The 16,886-nt window shown below is 61.3% G+C and carries 16 protein-coding genes; 11 read left to right on the top strand and 5 right to left on the bottom strand.

Going from position 1 to position 16,886, the window contains the following annotated elements; translation table 11 throughout:
* Positions 1 to 23: 23 nt before the first annotated feature.
* Positions 24 to 287 carry a FaeA/PapI family transcriptional regulator gene (locus ACRAWE_RS03925; protein ID WP_063918616.1) on the bottom strand — a complete coding sequence of 88 codons (264 nt, stop codon included), beginning with the start codon at positions 285 to 287 and terminating at the stop codon, positions 24 to 26.
* A gap of 775 nt (positions 288 to 1,062) precedes the next feature.
* On the opposite strand from ACRAWE_RS03925, the gene ACRAWE_RS03930 reads away from it, so the two are divergent.
* The 10 genes from ACRAWE_RS03930 (at position 1,063) to ACRAWE_RS03975 (ending at position 9,399) form a co-directional block, all read left to right on the top strand.
* Positions 1,063 to 1,587 carry a fimbrial protein gene (locus ACRAWE_RS03930; RefSeq protein WP_019453456.1) on the top strand — a complete coding sequence of 175 codons (525 nt, stop codon included), beginning with the start codon at positions 1,063 to 1,065 and terminating at the stop codon, positions 1,585 to 1,587.
* 84 nt (positions 1,588 to 1,671) lie between these two features.
* Positions 1,672 to 2,217, top strand: coding sequence for a fimbrial protein (locus ACRAWE_RS03935; protein ID WP_432524909.1), 546 nt, complete (start codon positions 1,672 to 1,674; stop codon positions 2,215 to 2,217).
* A 56-nt stretch (positions 2,218 to 2,273) separates the two neighbouring features.
* Entirely contained in the window at positions 2,274 to 4,814 is a 2,541-nt protein-coding gene (locus ACRAWE_RS03940; protein WP_432524911.1) for an outer membrane usher protein, read from the top strand.
* Positions 4,815 to 4,847: 33 nt separating this feature from the next.
* Positions 4,848 to 5,606, top strand: coding sequence for a fimbria/pilus periplasmic chaperone (locus ACRAWE_RS03945; protein WP_019453459.1), 759 nt, complete (start codon positions 4,848 to 4,850; stop codon positions 5,604 to 5,606).
* A gap of 49 nt (positions 5,607 to 5,655) precedes the next feature.
* Positions 5,656 to 6,264: a fimbrial protein gene (locus ACRAWE_RS03950; protein ID WP_050439758.1), complete on the top strand. Its 609-nt coding sequence runs from the start codon at positions 5,656 to 5,658 to the stop codon at positions 6,262 to 6,264.
* Between the two features lie 9 nt (positions 6,265 to 6,273).
* Positions 6,274 to 6,765 carry a fimbrial protein gene (locus ACRAWE_RS03955; RefSeq protein ID WP_025159864.1) on the top strand — a complete coding sequence of 164 codons (492 nt, stop codon included), beginning with the start codon at positions 6,274 to 6,276 and terminating at the stop codon, positions 6,763 to 6,765.
* A 15-nt stretch (positions 6,766 to 6,780) separates the two neighbouring features.
* A complete protein-coding gene (locus tag ACRAWE_RS03960; RefSeq protein ID WP_019453462.1) occupies positions 6,781 to 7,272 on the top strand; it encodes a fimbrial protein in 492 nt (163 codons plus the stop codon).
* Positions 7,269 to 7,826 (top strand): fimbrial protein, encoded by a 558-nt coding sequence (locus tag ACRAWE_RS03965; RefSeq protein WP_019453463.1) that lies wholly within the window; start codon positions 7,269 to 7,271, stop codon positions 7,824 to 7,826. The genes ACRAWE_RS03960 and ACRAWE_RS03965 overlap by 4 nt, the downstream gene beginning before the upstream one ends.
* 39 nt (positions 7,827 to 7,865) lie before the next feature.
* Entirely contained in the window at positions 7,866 to 8,708 is an 843-nt protein-coding gene (locus ACRAWE_RS03970; protein WP_063918613.1) for a hypothetical protein, read from the top strand.
* 85 nt (positions 8,709 to 8,793) lie between these two features.
* Positions 8,794 to 9,399, top strand: coding sequence for a helix-turn-helix transcriptional regulator (locus ACRAWE_RS03975; RefSeq protein ID WP_025159863.1), 606 nt, complete (start codon positions 8,794 to 8,796; stop codon positions 9,397 to 9,399).
* 14 nt (positions 9,400 to 9,413) lie between these two features.
* On the opposite strand, the gene ACRAWE_RS03980 is transcribed toward ACRAWE_RS03975, so the two are convergent.
* From ACRAWE_RS03980 to pqqU, 3 genes are all read right to left on the bottom strand, one after another.
* The gene (locus ACRAWE_RS03980; protein ID WP_019453466.1) at positions 9,414 to 9,593 is read right to left on the bottom strand and encodes a hypothetical protein; all 180 of its coding nucleotides are present in this window, start codon (positions 9,591 to 9,593) and stop codon (positions 9,414 to 9,416) included.
* A gap of 410 nt (positions 9,594 to 10,003) precedes the next feature.
* Positions 10,004 to 12,376 (bottom strand): glucose/quinate/shikimate family membrane-bound PQQ-dependent dehydrogenase, encoded by a 2,373-nt coding sequence (locus tag ACRAWE_RS03985; RefSeq protein WP_019453468.1) that lies wholly within the window; start codon positions 12,374 to 12,376, stop codon positions 10,004 to 10,006.
* Positions 12,377 to 12,524: 148 nt separating this feature from the next.
* Positions 12,525 to 14,621, bottom strand: coding sequence for a TonB-dependent receptor PqqU (pqqU, locus tag ACRAWE_RS03990; RefSeq protein WP_232094183.1), 2,097 nt, complete (start codon positions 14,619 to 14,621; stop codon positions 12,525 to 12,527).
* 361 nt (positions 14,622 to 14,982) lie between these two features.
* Here pqqU and ACRAWE_RS03995 point away from each other — a divergent pair, with 361 nt between their 5' ends.
* Positions 14,983 to 15,972, top strand: a complete 990-nt coding sequence (locus ACRAWE_RS03995) for an aldo/keto reductase (RefSeq protein ID WP_432524917.1) — start codon at positions 14,983 to 14,985, stop codon at positions 15,970 to 15,972.
* On the opposite strand, the gene ACRAWE_RS04000 is transcribed toward ACRAWE_RS03995, so the two are convergent.
* Positions 15,969 to 16,862: a LysR family transcriptional regulator gene (locus ACRAWE_RS04000; RefSeq protein WP_432524919.1), complete on the bottom strand. Its 894-nt coding sequence runs from the start codon at positions 16,860 to 16,862 to the stop codon at positions 15,969 to 15,971. The genes ACRAWE_RS03995 and ACRAWE_RS04000 overlap by 4 nt on opposite strands.
* Positions 16,863 to 16,886: the final 24 nt, after the last annotated feature.

The following is a 16,886-nucleotide window of genomic DNA, read 5'->3' on the forward strand; positions in this document are numbered from 1 at the left end:
CGGCCGGCAGGCGAAATCGTGTATCAGAGGGAAGGGTACCAGCGCAACGACTTGTTGACCGGCCCCGGCGTGACCAACACTTTACCTCTGCCGGCCAGGTTCAACAGCAAGTTGCGCGCCTGATAGATGGTGATGTCGTTGGACTCGGCCAGCTGACGAGTGGTGGGCCACTCACCGGGCGGCGGCGGGGCCATGCCGTTGGCCGAAGGGCAGAGACGGTGCAGCGTCGTTAATAAATGCTGCTGCAGGTTTTGTAATTCTTGTTGTTTTGACGTGCGTTTTATCATGTCAGCCTCCCTTAAACTTCAGCCGAGTTTTGATATAACGATAAGCGTCGCCCGGAAAATAATGTCCTGTCCCGGCAATACCCCTCCTGAACCGGTAGCGAACGCCTGCCTGAACCCGATATTTCCGCTGCTATAAACCTGCGACGTTCATGTATCGGGAGCGGTAATGGGGTGGCTAAATGTTCAGCCTGCTGTATGTAATGGCTGTGCTTCATTGTTTTTCTCCATGGTTTACTGCCCGGTGCTGGTTTTCACCAGACCGAATTGATAAGCCTCCCTTTCCATTTCCGAATCATTATAACGCAAATAGAAAAAAGGCGATCAATAATGTCGCATGATATATATTTTACGAGATAATCGACTGAGGTTATTAATTTTACGATCTGTTGTCTCGAAAAAATATATCTGCCCTGTGGTTTTTGGGCTTATATCTCGTATTTATTGCTTTTGGCGGGAATGGCTTTTCAAATTGTGACGGTTTTTGTAACAATATTTGGGCCGAAACAAACGAGTGAGTTGAATCTTAGTTGAATTATCCGTGGAGCGGTAAATATTCACGGAAGTTCACGGGTTTGATTATTTTTCTTCCTCATCAGCATGGGTTTCGCTGAGTACCTAAAACGAGTGATGGTGAAATGAAAGTTGCGGTTTAACTATCGCGAGAATTTGTTTTGGCTGCGAATAATACCGTTTTAATTCTGGACTGTATAAATAACTGTTAAAGGAACGGGAGAGATCCTGCGCTTTTTACATAAATTAAAGGAATAAGTGAATTATGAAACTGAACAAAATCATGCTGACAGCAGTTCTGGCGTTTGGCGTTTCTTCTCTGGCGCATGCTGCCGATCAAGGGCATGGCAAAGTGACGTTTACCGGTTCCATTATTGATGCGCCTTGCTCCATTTCTCCCGAGACCGTGGACCAGACCGTGGATATGGGCCAGGTGTCCAACGTTGCGTTGAAAAATGGCGGCAAATCAGCGCCGCGCCAGTTCGATATTAAGCTGGAACAGTGCGACAACTCGACGCTGAAAACTGTCACCACCACCTTCGAAGGCAAAGCCTCTACCGCCAACAAGGACCTGCTGGGCATCGTCGGCACCGCCAGCGGCGCCAGCATCGCCATCACCGACACCGCCAGCAACCCGATCAAGCTGGGCACCGCAACGGCTCCACAGAACCTGGGTACCGGCACCAACACGCTGCGCTTCGCGGCTTACCTGCAGGGCGACGGCGCTTCCTCCGCCGTGGTTCCGGGCGACTTCACCGCCGTGGCCGATTTCAAGCTGGCTTACCAGTAAGCCTGCGCCATTGGCGTGACTTTTTGCATGCGGGAGCCCCCGCATGCATTTTCCCTGGAGGGAAGGCAAGTGTCAGGAGGTTCAATGCGCCGGTTTATTCACCCTTTAGTGTCTCCTTGCATATTGATGGCCACGCTGTTGATCCCGGCCGTGTCGGCGGCGTCCGGCTCTCAAGGCTGGGGGCGCGTAAATATGCAAGGAGCCATTATTGATACCGCTTGTGCGATTGCCGCCGGCAGCCGCGAGCAGACTATCGATATGGCCGTGATGCCGACGGGAAATATTATGCGCGACGGCTTAGGGAATACGCACCCATTCACCATCGAATTAATCAACTGCACGCTTGAGCGTCCAAAGCCGAATTTACCGGACTGGCGACAGTTTCAGGTGGTTTTCGACGGCGACGCCGACGGCGACTTATTCGGCGTGCACGGTGAGGCGAAAGGCATCGCGCTGCAAATATCCGATGACCTGGGGAATATCGCCGCGCCTGGCCGGCCATTGCCTCTGGGCGATATAACGCCGGGCAACATGTCGCTCAATTACTCCATTAAATTGGTTGCCAATAACCAGCCGATGCGTGCGGGAAGCTATTTTTCCGCCGTGCGGTTCAAGCTGGATTATTACTGAGCGCTGTTATTGCGGCAAGCCGCAACGCCAGAATTATACGATATAAGGTTAGGGATATGATGTTGTCGCCTGCTGGGAAGCTATTTCGTTTTCAGGTGCTGGGATTATGTATCACGCTGGCGCTGGGAAGTTCATCAACGCGGGTCTATGCCGAAGATGGCGTTCAGTTTAATGCCGACATTTTGGACGTGAACGATCGCAAAAATATCGACCTAAGCCAATTTTCCCGCAGCGGATACATTATGCCGGGAAGTTACGGCATGGTGGTTCATCTCAATAAAAGCGAGTTGCCCGAGCAGAAAATCGCTTTTTATCCGCCGGACAACGATCCTGCCGGCAGCCGCGCCTGCGTCGCTAAAGCGTTGGTCGATCAGCTTGGGCTGAAATCGGCGGCGATGCAATCGCTCACCTGGTGGCATCAGGGCGAGTGTCTGGATGAGTCCAGCCTGAAAGGCATGGTGTCGCGGGGCGATCTGGCGACGGGGACGCTGTACCTGAGCGTGCCGCAGGCTTACCTGGAATACAGCTCGGATGACTGGGATCCGCCGTCGCGCTGGGATGAGGGCATTCCAGGGCTGCTGTTCGATTACAACGTCAACGCACAAAGCCGACAGCAGCAGCAGGGCGGCACGCGTGGTTACAGCGTCAGCGGCAACGGCACCGCCGGCGCCAACCTGGGCGCGTGGCGTCTGCGCGCCGACTGGCAGGGGCAGGTCAATCATCAGACCGGCAGCGGGCAATCCACGGAAAAACGCCTGGATTGGAGCCGCTATTACGCCTATCGGGCCGTTTCCGCGCTGCGCTCGCGCCTGACGCTCGGCGAGGACTATCTGGATTCGGGCATTTTCGACAGCTTTCGTTTCTCGGGGGCGAGCCTGGTGTCGGACGACAACATGCTGCCTCCCAACCTGCGCGGCTATGCGCCTGAGGTGGTTGGGGTCGCCAAGACCAACGCCAAGGTGACCATCAGCCAGCAGGGGCGGGTGATCTATGAAACCCAGGTGGCGGCGGGGCCGTTCCGCATTCAGGACATCAACGACGCCGTCACCGGCGAGCTGGACGTGCGGGTGGAGGAACAGGACGGCGGCGTGCAAGCGTTCAAGGTCAATACCGCCAGCATTCCTTACCTGACGCGCCCCGGATCGTGGCGCTTCAAACTGGCCGCCGGCAAACCGTCGGACTGGCAACACCATTCACGCGGGCCGCTGTTCGGCACCGGCGAGTTTTCCTGGGGCGTCAGCAACGGTTGGTCGCTGTATGGCGGTGCGTTGCTGGGCGGCGACTATAACGCGCTGTCATTGGGGGTCGGCCGCGATCTGATGATGTTCGGCGCGCTGTCGTTCGACGCCACCCAGTCGCGGGCGCGGTTGCCGCAGCGAGACGAGACGCTCAGCGGCGGCTCTTACCGGGTGAGCTATTCGAAAACGTTCGACGAGCTGGACAGTCAGGTCACCTTCGCCGGCTATCGCTTCTCGGAAGAGGACTTCATGAGCATGAGCGAGTATCTCGACGCGCGCTATTACGGCAGCCGGGTCGGCAACAACAAGGAGATGTACACCATCACCTTCAACAAGCAGTTCCGCGACTGGGGGCTGAGCAGCTACCTCAACTACAGCCACCAGACCTATTGGGATCGCCCGTCCAACGACCGTTACAACCTGACGCTGTCGAGCTACTTCGATCTCGGCGAGATAAAAAACCTGAACCTGTCGCTGTCGGCCTATCGCAACCGTTACAACGACACCAACGACGACGGCGTGTACCTGTCGCTGTCGATGCCGTGGGGCAACGGCGCCACGCTCAGCTACAACAGCACGGTGAACCGTAACGACACCACGAACCGGGTGGGTTACTACCAGCGAGTCGATGAACACAACAATTACCAACTGAGCGCCGGCAGCGCCCGTCATGGTGCCAACCTGAGCGGCTACTACAACCACGAGGGTGATGCGGCGCGCCTGAGCGCCAACGCCAGCTATCAGGAAGGGCGCTACAGCGCCGTGGGGGTGTCCGCGCAGGGCGGCGCGACGCTGACGCCGGAGGGCGGCGCATTGCACCGCGTCGGCATGATCGGCGGCACGCGCCTGCTGCTGGACACCAACGGCGTGGGCGGGGTGCCGGTGCGCGGCTACGGCAGCACCGTTCGCACCAACCGCTTCGGCAAGGCGGTGGTGGCGGACGTCAACAGCTACTACCGCAACAAGGCCAGCATCGATCTGGACAAACTGGGCGACAACGCCGAAGCCACCCGCTCGGTGGTGCAGGCCACCCTGACCGAAGGCGCGATCGGCTACCGTCAGTTTGACGTTATCGCCGGCGAGAAAGCGATGGCGATCGTCAAACAGGCGGACGGCAGCACGCCGCCGTTCGGCGCCACGGTGCTGAACGCCCGCAAACAAGAGACCGGCATCGTCAATGACGGCGGCAGCGTGTACCTGAGCGGCGTCAGAGCCGGTGAGAGCATGACGCTGCACTGGAGCGGCGCGGCGCAGTGCCAGGTGCAGCTGCCGGCAACGCTGCCGGCCGACATGCTGACGCGCACGCTGCTGCTGCCGTGTCGGCCGATCGCCGCAGCGCAATCGGCCCCGGTTGAATAAACCCATCACCCTGAATCTGGAGTTATCGACAACATGCAAATTTTTTCTCTGAAAACCGCAGCGGCGTTCGCGCTGTTGGGCGCCACGGTGTCGCAGCACGCGCAGGCGGCGATCGCGCTCGACCGTACCCGGGTGATCTTCGACGGCGGCCAGAACTCGGTCAGCCTCAATCTCAGCAATCAGAATAAGCAGCTGCCGTACCTGGCGCAGGGGTGGCTGGAGGACGAGCAGGGCAACAAAATCCAAAGCCCGCTGGTGGTATTGCCGCCGGTGCAGCGCATCGAGCCGGGTAAGCCGAGCCAGATCAAGATTCAGGCGTTGCCGGCGGCAAGACAGCTGCCGCAGGACAGGGAGACGCTGTACTACTTCAACCTGCGCGAGATACCGCCGAAGAGCAACAAGCCCAATACGCTGCAGATCGCGCTGCAGACGCGCATCAAGCTGTTTTATCGCCCGGCGGCGATCGTGCCGAGCCGCACCGACATGGCGACGCCATGGCAGGAGCAGCTGACGCTGACGCGGCAAGGGGAGAGCTACCAGGTCAATAACCCGACGCCGTACTACATCACCATCGTCGATGCGGGCAGCAAAAAGGGCGGTGAGGGCGTGAAAGGGTTTGAGCCCTTCATGATCGCGCCGAAGAGCCAGGCGCGCCTGACCGTAGGCGCTGCGGGGCTGGGCGGCAGCCCGGTGCTGACCTATATCAACGATTACGGCGGCCGGCCGCAGCTGAGCTTCAGCTGCAGCGGCGCGAGCTGCAAGGTGGTGCCGGAAAAACGGGCGGCGTCATGACCCACCGTGAGCGGGCGGTGTCGACGGGAGAGCCATTCAGGGGAAAAGGATGAAACGAGAACGGAGAAAGGTCGGCGAGCGCGCGTTGATGCTGGCGCTCAGCCTTGGCGTGGTCGCGATGCCTTCGGCGCAGGCCGACGTGGTGGACAACTGGCAGGTGGAGGGCGCCCATGGCGTGCTGCAGGTGTACGGCGCGCTGACGGAGAGCGCCTGTCGACTGGAGATGACCAGCGCGCGGCAGGAGATCTGGCTGGGTGAGACCGGCACCGCGCGCATGCGCCAGGCCGGCGATCGCGGGCGGCCGGTGGCGTTCGAGCTGCGTTTGATGGATTGCCTGCGCACCCCGGGCGGCCAGCGTGATGCGCGCACCGGCGCGCTGGTTTGGGCGCCGAATCAGCCGGCGGTGACGGTCAGCTTCGCCTCGGTGGCAGACAGCGACAACCCGCAGCTGGTGAAGGCGCAGGGCGTTTCCGGGATGGGGCTGCGCCTGCGTGATGGCCGTGGCCGCGACGTTCGGCTGGGGAGCCGCGGCGAGCCGCTGCTGTTGACGCCGGGGCAAGACGCGCTGAGCTACAGCGTGGCACCGGAGCGGACTGCGGCGCCGTTGATGGCCGGCGCTTATCGGGCGACGGTGGACTTTAGGCTGAACTATGACTGAGGCGAGGACATGGTGCTGAGGATAACACGGGGCCGGGCGCTGATTGGGTTGGCGGGGCTGCTGGCGCTGGGCCTTCCGCCGGCTCAGGCGACCACGGTGAACGTGCGGGTCACCGTGCTTTCTCCACCCTGCATCATCAATGGCGGGCGGCCGATCGAAGTGGATTTTGGCGACGAAGTGATGACCACCCGCATCGATGGCGTCAACTATCGGCGGGCGGTGAGTTACACGCTGACGTGCAGCGGGCAGAGCAGCAACGGGCTCAAGCTGCAGGTACAGGGGACGGCGAGCGGTTTCGACGGCCAGCTGCTGCGCACCAGTAAAGACGGGTTGGGCATTGCGTTGATGAGCGGTGGCCGCCGTTGGCCGATCAACCAGTGGTTGAACTTTACCTACCCGACCGCGCCGACGCTTGAAGCGGTGCCGGTGAAGTCGGCCACAGCCAAACTGGCGGCGGGCGAGTTCACCGCGGGCGCCACCATGAAGGTGGATTACCAGTAACGCGGGAGCGAGAGCATGAAACTACGTTTTACGGCGAGCGTGCTGCTGTGCGCCGGGATGGCGTGCCATTTCGCCTGGGCGGAGAAAACGGTCGATATGCAGTTTCGCGGCACGCTGATCGAACCGCCGCCCTGCACCATTAACGATGACGGGATCATCGACGTGAACTTCGGCGATCGCGTCGGCATTAACAAGGTTGATGGCGTGAACTATCGGCAAAATATCGGTTACCGCATTCGCTGCGAACCGGGGATCGGCAAATGGGACATGCTGTTGAGCCTGACCGGCACCGCCGCGACGTTTGACGAAGCGGCGGTGCAAACCGACCGGCGCTATCTGGGCATCCGCATTTACCAGAACGCACAGCCGTTCAAAGTGGGCAGCGCGCTGCCTGTCGATCCGGCCAAGCCGCCGGTGCTGGAGGCGGTACCGGTCGGCAAATCGGGTGAAACCCTGACCGAAGGCGCGTTCGAGGCCACGGCGACGCTGCGGGCCGAGTATCAATGAAGGAGGAGGCGAGCGTGAAAACAACGCAAGGCGGCCGGGGCGTTATCGGCCTGGTGCTGTTGGCGCTGGGCGTGAACGGGGCCGCGCAGGCCGCAGACAATCTACGCATGCGCGGTGCGCTGGTGGCGGAACCCTGCGTTATTCAGCCGGGCGACGAAGACATCGAGCTGGATTTCGGCACGCTGGTCGACAAGTACCTGTACCTGAACCAGCGCACGCAGGGGCAACCTTTCGAGCTGCGGTTGGCGCAGTGCGATCTCAGCCTGGGCAAGACGGTGTCGATCACCTTCAAAGGAACGGAGAATGCGCAGCTGCCGGGGCTGCTGGCGCTGGCGGCGAGCAGCCAGGCGCGCGGGATCGCCATCGGTATGGAGACGCTGCAGGGGCAGCCTTTGCCGCTCAACAGCGCCGGCGGCAAGTACCCGTTGCAGGACGGCGGCACGGTGATTGGCATACAGGCCTATGTGCGCGGCGAACCGGAAGCGTTGGCAAAGCGAACCCTCGGCCGCGGCGCTTTCAGCGCCATTGCGACTTTCAGTCTGGACTACCAATGAGCGCCGGGTTCCGGCAAAACAGAATAAGGATATGACGCGATGCAGCGTGTTCACTTCAGCGCGATGTACTTACTGCTCGGCCTGCTGCCGGGGCTGTGCTCGGCGCAAATTTACTCCTACGTGACCAAAAGCAGCGGTTCCCCCAGTGACGCCCAATATGAGTATGTGCTTGAGAGCTGGGATACGGATGATCCGTCGCCAAACCCTTGCTATCAGAAAAGCCAGTGTGCGATCGGGATCAACCACCGCCACACCAGCGCCAACACCGGCGGCAGCACCAATGTGACGCCATCGGCTTCGGTTGTCGGTTCCTCCGCACATCCGCAGATCACCAAACTGAAGACGATGGGGGAACTCAGCAGCTATTACCAGCGCTATTACCCGTTGCCGATTAGCGGCAACACCTCACATGTGGGCGATCCCATCACTCAGGAGTGCGTGGGGCTGTTTTATACCACCAGTTCCGGTTCCGCCGTTGTGGGGTCCAGCGCACGGCTGATGCCGAGCAGCGTCTGCGGCATCGCGCCGCCGCCGGTCGGGGTGTGCGGCATCGATGAGCAACAGCTCGATCTGAACCACGGCGTATTGCCGGATACCGAATTGGCGGGCAACACGGCGCGCGGCAGCCTGCGCGTGGTTTGCTCGCAGAAGATGAACATCGTCATGTATATCCGCGTCGGCAGCAATGGCCGCCTGGATCTGGGGAGCTCCGGCGTCTACAGCACGCTGCGCATCAACGGCGCCCTGGGCAACCTGGGGTATCAGTTCACTGCGGATACGCGCGGGGTCACGGTGCCGATCACCTCCACGCTCGGCGTGACGGGCACCATCAAGGCCGGCAATTATTCGGGCCAATCGGTCGCCATTTTGGCGCTGCCGTAGCCGCATTATCCCGCCGCGCGCCGCCACGATACGGCGCTGTGTCATGGCGGCGGCCGGGAAGGATTATTTCAAAGGGAGCGTGCCGATGGAAAGCACCATCACTCTGGCGTTTATCGATAATGACCGTTTCTTTATTGACGGTTTGCAGCAACTGCTGCTGCCGTATTTCGCGCGTCGCGGCATACGGGTGCAACTGCTCGACGCCGCCCTGGCGCACCGGGCGGATATGGTGTTTCAGTCCGTGGCGCGGGACTGGCAGGCGCGTTTCTGCCTGCGGTCAGCGAGCGACGGCCGGCCGATGAACTTTGCGTTGCGTGTGCCGGACGATACCCGTTGGCGCGAGAACCCGCGCTGCGCCAGCGAAACGGGCGTCATTTTCCGCAACGACTCGCCGGGCAGCGTATTACGCCAGTTGGAGCGAGCACTGACGGCGCGGGCGCATGGCGATGTCGCACACCGTTGCTATTGGTGTGAACGTCAGCGCATTACTCGCCGCGAACGGGATGTGATGCGCTATCTGGCCAGTGAATTACCGCAGGCCACCATCGCGCGCAACCTGCGTCTGAGCGTGAAAACCGTCAGCAACCACAAGCAGGCGGCGATGAGGAAGCTGGGGTTCAAACGCAACGCGGATCTCTACCGCTGGCTGCGCTTGGGCGGATTGAACACCGTAGAGCGGCCGCAAGGGTAAGCGGCCGGGGGGCGTCAATACAGCAGCGTCATCGCGCTGAAGAACAGCAGGGTCAACGCGATGATGATGACGTTTTGCGTGGCTTTGCGCACCAGCCTGCTGGCGCTCAGCCGGCTGTCGATGACGTAGAGCAGCGGCACCATCAGCAGCACGTAGGCAAACATCAGCATGGCGGTAAAGGGCTGCAGGTTCATTCATGTTCCTCCTGTGCGTCATCATGGCCGATCAAATGTACCAGCACGGCTTGCGTCTGGTGAGGCAAACCGACAAAAGACGGGGCGGAGGGAAAGGCCGGCACGAACGCTACGCCGGCGCGCCGCGTTTTCACCGCCGCTTGCAGGATTTTCTTTCGATGTTTCCGAGTATGGTCGACCATGCGCCTCCGAATAAGGCCGCCTGAAGGCGGCCGACTGCCGTATTGCCCATTAAGCTGGAGAAGGATTGCGGGCCACTGCCTGGCCACAAAGCCATAATATTGCGAATGATAATTATTATCAATAATGAAGATGAAAAAAATAGGGGTATTGCGGGCGGGCGTTTCGGCGGGGCATAAAAAGAAAAAGCACGCCTTGCGGCGTGCTTTGCGGAGTATTAACCCAGACGGTTACTTCTGATCGGGCAGAGCGTACGCGATCACATAGTCGCCCAGCTTGGTGCCGAAGGAACCGTGGCCGCCGGCGAAGATCAGCACGTACTGCTTGCCGTTGACCTCATAGGTCATCGGCGTCGCCTGGCCGCCGGCCGGCAAACGCGCTTCCCACAGTTTTTCACCGTTGGTCACGCTGAAGGCGCGCAGGTAGTTGTCTGCGGTGGCGCCGATGAAGAACACGTTACCGGCGGTGGTCACCGGGCCGCCCAGCATCGGCATGCCCATTTTGAACGGCAGCGGCAGCGGTGAGCTGTCGCGCACGGTGCCGATGCGTTTTTTCCACACGATGTCGTTGGTTTTCAGATCAACGGCGGAAATGTAACCCCAGGCCGGCTGTTTGCACGGCAGGCCGAACGGTGACAGGAACGGGTTCAGGGTGACGCCGAACGGCACGCCATACTGCGGCTGGATACCGGTTTCGGTGCCGCTGCCGCCTTTGTCGCCTTCCGGCGGCTCAATCGGGTTGCCTGGGCCGCGTGGGATCAGTTTGGAAACGAACGGCAGCGCGATCGGGTTGGCGATGGCGATTTCGCGATCGGTATCGACGGCCAGGCCGCCCCATTCGAACATGCCCAGGTTCCCCGGGAACACCAGCGTGCCCTGCTCGGAAGGCGGGGTGAAGGTGCCTTCATAACGCAGGCTGTGGAACATCACGCGGCAGACCAGTTGGTCATAGATGGTCGCGCCCCACATGTCCGCGCCGGTCAGTTTCTTCTCAGGACGGAAGGTCAGCTCGGAGAACGGCTGGGTCGGCGACAGGCGATCGCCCTTGGCCGGGCCCTGCGGTACCGGTTTCTCCGGCGCCGGCACTACCAGCTCGCCGTTGGTGCGGTTCAGCACGAAGATGTTGCCGGTTTTGGTCGGCACATAGATGACCGGCACTTTTTTGCCGCTCTTGTCGGTAATGTCCGCCAGGGTCGGCTGCGCCGGCACGTCCATATCCCACAGATCGTGGTGGACCGTCTGATAGAACCAGACCAGCTTACCGGTAGAGGCGTTCAGCGCCAACAGGCCGCTGGCGTAGCGCTCCATTTCCGGGGTGCGATCGCCGCCCCAGATGTCCGGCGTGGCGACGCCCATCGGCAGATAAACGATATCCAGCTTGGCGTCATAAGCGGCCGGTGCCCAGGAGTTCGGCGAGTTCGGCACGAAGTGATGCTCGTCCGCCGGGATGGCGTTCGGATCTTTCGCGCCCGGATCGAAGGCCCACAGCAGCTTGCCGCTGTTGACGTCGAAGCCACGGATCACGCCGGAAGGCTCGCGGTTGGAGTAGTTGTCGGTCACGGCACCGGCGACGACGATCACGTTATCGGTGATCACCGGCGGCGAAGTCGGCTCGTAGTGGCCCGGCGTCGCATACGGCATGTTGCTCTGCAGATTCAGCTCGCCGTTGTTGGCGAAGTCTGGGCACGGTTTACCGGTTTCGGCATCCAGCGCGAATAGACGGCCGTCGTTGACCGGCAGAATGATGCGGCGCGCGCACATTGCCGGTGCGGCGTCGCCGGCGGCGCCCGCAGCCGCAGCGGTTTCGTGGTAAGACACGCCGCGGCAGGTGATGTGCTGGAAGGTCGGGTTATATTTCAGCTGCGGATCAAATTTCCACTTCTCTTTACCGGTGGCGGCATCCAGCGCGAACAGCTTCTGGTGCGGGGTACACATGTAAAGGGTATCGCGGATCTTGATCGGTGTGACTTCGTTGGTGATCTCGCCCGGATCGTTGGCGGTCTTCAGATCGCCGGTCTGGAAACGCCAGGCCTCTTGCAGCTGGCCGACGTTTTTGTCGTTGATCTGGCTCAGCGGCGAATAACGAGTGCCTTCCTGGGTGCGGCCATAGGCCGGCCAGTCTGCGCCGGTGGTGTCTTTCGGCTGTACCTGCGCGGCGTCGAGCGTACCGTTGATCTCTTGCGGATCGTTGAACACGGCATAGGCCAGCGCGATGACGGTGATGACCAGCGCCGCGCTCAGCGCGCCGTAGGCGAACTTGCCGTTAGCGACCAGCTTGCGGTAGATAAACGGCAGCACCAGCCACAGGCCGAAGAAGAAGGTAACGTCGAGCCGCGGCGTCAGCGCCCAGAAGTCCGGGCCGACTTCCCACAGGGCCCAAAGGGTGGTGCCCAACAGGAACACCGCGTACAGCAGCAGCGCGGTGGCGCGGCGGCGGAACAGCAGCCATGAGGTCGCCAGCAGCACCAGCCCGGCGATGATGTAATACAGCGAACCGCCCAACTTGGCGAGCCAGATGCCGCCGCCGAGCAGATAGAGCCCGCTCAGCGCGGCAAACAGCGCCGTTATGACGATAAGCGGCGATAGTGACGCTTTATTTTGCATAGCAATACCCTTACCAAAAAATGAAAGTCCCCGATTTAGAGATTAAGCCAAATCGCAAAAAACACGCGGTTTCTCCCTACTATTTCAGCGAGAAGCCGCTAGGGTGACGTAAAACCCATCCCGTTTTTTAACCTTAAGGTGCTTTGCCTTATTCAAAGCGATAAGACAAGGTGGCGCCGCCACCCCAGTTGCGCCCCGGCGCCGGCTCGAAATAGCGGCCGTTGCCTTCGTTGACGATCACCGAACCGACGTAGCGGCGATCGAAAACATTGTCCACCCGGCTGAACACGTCCAGCGCCCAGCGGTTCCAGGTAAAGCGATAGCCGGCGTTCACGCCGGCCACGGTGTAAGCGGGGGCCTGCGCGCTGTTGGCGTCATTGGCCTGAATGTCGCTCATGTAGCGCAGCTCCGCCCCGGCGTGCCAGCCTTCCGGCGGCGCATAGGCCAGCGAGGCGTAGCCCATGTTGCGGGCGATGCCCGGCAGGCGGTTGCCGGCGGGAATGGTTTGGGCCGGGGTACAAACGGCTTTGCCGCACATCTCGCTGCGGTAGGTGGCGTCCAGCAGCGTCCAGGCCATATGCAGGCGCCAGTCCAACGCGAACTCCTGATCCAGCGCCAGCTCCAGACCGCGCCGCCGGGTCTTGCCGGCGTTGGCGTAGCTGGTACGCCCGCCGCTGCTTTCCGCCACCACCAGCTCGTTGTCGGTATCGGTCTGGAACAGGGCAGCGCTCACCAGGCCGTTGCCGAGGCGCAGTTTGCTGCCCAGTTCGACGGTGTCGCTGGTGGATGGTTGCAGGCCGATGTTGAGACCCGCCTGGCCGTCGGGACGGTAGGAGAGTTCGTTGATGGTCGGGGTTTCGAAGCCGCGGCCGGCGGAGAGATAGACGTTCCACGCCGGGCTGATTTTGTAGTTGAGCGAGCCCATCGGCAGCCACTGGTGATAGCGTTTGCTGCCGCTGTCATCGCCGTTGCGCGGGGTGATGTAGTAGTCGGTCGAATCGAAGCTGACCGTGCTGTAGCGCAGGCCGGCGTCCAGCGTCCAGTGCGGCGTCAGTTGCCAGGAAGTTTGCAGGTAAGGATCCAGGTTCCAGATGCGGTTCTTCTCGTTGCGCCGCTGGTCGCCTTTCTCGCCGTAGTCCACTTTGCCGTCTCGCAGAATAAAGTTTTCGAACCCCTGCCGGCGTTCGGTCATGGTTTCATAATCCAGACCGCCGATCAGTGTTACCGGTAACGAGGCGAGAGTATCCTCATGCTTCCAGCGAGTGTCAATGCCCTGATATTTCCTTTCCAGCACGATCACCCCGCCGGCGTGGGTGGGGTTGAGCTGCGGTCCGCTCGGGATCGATTGGTACTGCGTGGTGTGGCGCTCGCCGTGGTAGGCGGTCAGCGTCAGTTCGTCGCGTTCGCTCATCTGGCGCTGATAGCGCAGGCCGGCCTGGGTCTGGTCGAGCGATTTGCGGGTGTTGTATTGATCCGCGCGCGGTGCCTGGCGTGGGTTTTCTTTCCATTCCGCCTCGGTCAGGCCGCCCGGATCGCCGGCGTCAATCGAGACGCTGTTGAACATCAGCGTCAGGGTGCTGACGTCGTCCAGCCGCACGCCGAGCTTGCCGTTGCCGAGGTTTTTCCGCGCGGCGCTGTGATCGCGGTAGCCCTGGGTGGTAAAGCGGGTGCCGGAGAGGGCGTAGTTAACGTCGCCGGCCTGGGTGCCGTCGCCGGTGGCGCCGGTTGCTTTCACCCCGTAACGCCAGGTGTTGTCGCTGCCGAAATAGCCGCCGGCTTCCAGCGTCGGCGGCTGGGTGCCGGTTATCGTATCAACGTTGATGACCCCGCCCGAGGCGTTGCCGTACAGCGCGGAATAGGGGCCGCGCAGTACCTCGATGCGTTCGACGGAATTGATGTCAATGTTGGAGGTTTGCCCTTGGCCGTCGGGCATGGTGGCGGGAATGCCGTCGACGTACATGCGCACCCCGCGCACGCCGAACATCGAACGGCTGCCGAAGCCGCGTATCGACAGCTGCAGATCCTGCGCATAGTTTTGCCGATTCTGGAGCTGCAGGCCCGGCACGCTGCCGAGATTTTCCGACAGGTTAATCTGCGGGGCGGCGTTGCGCAGATCCTGGCCGTCGATCACGCTGACGGAAACCGGCGATCCCAGCTCAGTGAGGCCGGTAGGTTGCGCCATCACCACCAGGGTGTCGCTCTTTTCTTCAGTTTTTTCCGCCGCTGATGCCTGGCCGATGAACATGGGTTGCAGCAATAGCATCGCCGCCGGGGTCAGCACGGCGCTTTTCTTATTGGTCATGGGATAAATCTGCCACTGGTATTAAAAGGGAATCGCTGATCGATTCAGGGTTAGCCATCTGTCACTCCATCTACATGACGCTAAACGAAAAGGGTAGTGCATCCTGACATCAGTATAGAATATCTGCGGAAGGAACGTTCCCGGAAAATGTTCAATCCCCTGAGACGGTTAGCGGATTAATGAAACTGGCTCATAAGCTCAAGCGTATTTTGCCCCATAGTCATGGCGGCATGGGTCTTTTACAGTCATCTCATCCGAGCGGCTCTGTGTCAGGGGGCCGGTATCCATCCGCAGGAGAGTGAAGATGCAAACACGTAAGTTGGGGCGCGAAGGGCTGGAAGTATCGGCGTTGGGTCTGGGCTGCATGGGGCTCAGTTTTGGCTACGGCCCGGCTACCGACAAGCGGCAGGCGATCGATCTGATCCGTACCGCGGTTGACGAGGGCGTGACGTTCTTCGATACCGCCGAGATTTATGGTCCGTTCACGAACGAGGAATTGTTGGGCGAAGCGCTGGCGCCGGTGCGCGATCGGGTCGTCATCGCCACCAAGTTCGGTTTCGATCTGCCGCAACCGGCGGGGCAACAGGTGTTGAACAGCCGCCCGGAGCATATTCGCCGGGCGGTGGAAGGTTCGCTGCAGCGCCTGCGGGTAGAGACTATCGATCTGCTGTATCAACACCGCGTCGATCCCGAGGTGCCTATCGAAGAGGTGGCGGGCACGGTGCAGCAACTGATTCGCGAAGGGAAAGTGAAGTACTTCGGCCTGTCGGAAGCCGGCGTGCAAACCATTCGGCGCGCCCATGCGGTGCAGCCGGTCACGGCACTGCAAAGCGAATATTCGCTGTGGTGGCGCGAGCCGGAGCGTGAAATCCTGCCGACGCTGGCGGAACTGGGCATCGGTCTGGTGCCGTTCAGCCCGCTTGGCAAGGGCTTTCTCACCGGCGCCATCACCGAAGACACCGCCTTTGACAGCGGCGATTTTCGCAACGTGGTGCCGCGTTTCAGCGCCGAGGCGCGTCGGGCCAATCAGGCACTGGTGGGCGTGCTGGGGCAGATAGCGCAGCGCAAGGGCGTGACGCCGGCGCAGATCGCCCTGGCCTGGCTGCTGGCGCAGCAGCCGTGGATCGTGCCAATCCCGGGAACCACTAAGCGTCACCGACTGGAAGAAAACCTTGCGGCGGCGTCGGTGGTGTTGACGGCGGACGAACTGGGCGAGATTGAGCGTGCGCTCTCCGCTATCGACGTGATCGGCGATCGCTACCCGGCGCATCTGCAGAAGAACGTCGGGCGTTAAGCCCCGCGCCGCAGCGCCTCAATCAGCAGCGCAAAGGCGGTGGTGTGTTGCCTGCGGCTTGGGTAATAGAGGTAATAGCCGGGAAACGGCGGGCACCACTCGTCCAGCGCCATCTGCAAGCACCCGTCGGCCAGCGCCTCGGCGACGCTGTCTTCCGGCACGAAGGCGATGCCGAGACCGAGCTGTGCGGCGTCGATTCGCTGGCGCAGGCTGTTGAAGGTCAATTGCCCCTCCACCCGTACTTTGATCTCCCGGCCATCGCGGGCGAACTCCCAGGCGTACAACCCGCCGAGGGTGGGCAGGCGCATATTGATGCAACGGTGGTTTTGCAATGCCTGCGGCGTGGTGGGGAGGCCGTGACGGGCGAAATAGGCGGGTGAGGCGACGGCCACCATGCGCATGTCCGGGCCGATGCGCACCGCGATCATGTCCTTCGCCACCTGTTCCCCCAGCCGGATGCCGGCGTCGAAACGCCCGGCGACGATGTCGGTCAGGCTATTGTCGACGGTGATTTCCACGTTGATGTCCGGGTAATCGACGAGAAAAGTGCGCAGCACCGGCCACAGCACCGCATCCACCGCGTGTTCGCCGGCGGTGAGGCGGATGTTGCCGGCGGGGCGATCGCGCATTTCACCCAGCGCGTTCAGCTCGCTTTCTATCTCCGCAAAGCGCGGGCCGATGCTGTTGAGCAGCCGCTCACCGGCCTCGGTGGGGGCCACGCTGCGGGTGGTGCGCGTAAGCAAGCGCAGCGCCAGGCGTTCTTCCAGCCCGCGGATGGCGTGGCTGAGCGCCGATTGGGACACCCCGAGCTGCGCCGCCGCTTTGGTGAAGCTGCGTTCTCTGGCCACCATCAGGAAAGCGATCAGGTCGTTAAAGTTTTCTTTCAACATATCGGCACCGGAGAGCAAGGTTAG

Origin of the sequence: Serratia sp. BFP-2025, assembly GCF_050880365.1 — a bacterium.
In the GTDB taxonomy this organism is placed as follows: Bacteria; Pseudomonadota; Gammaproteobacteria; order Enterobacterales; family Enterobacteriaceae; genus Serratia; species Serratia surfactantfaciens.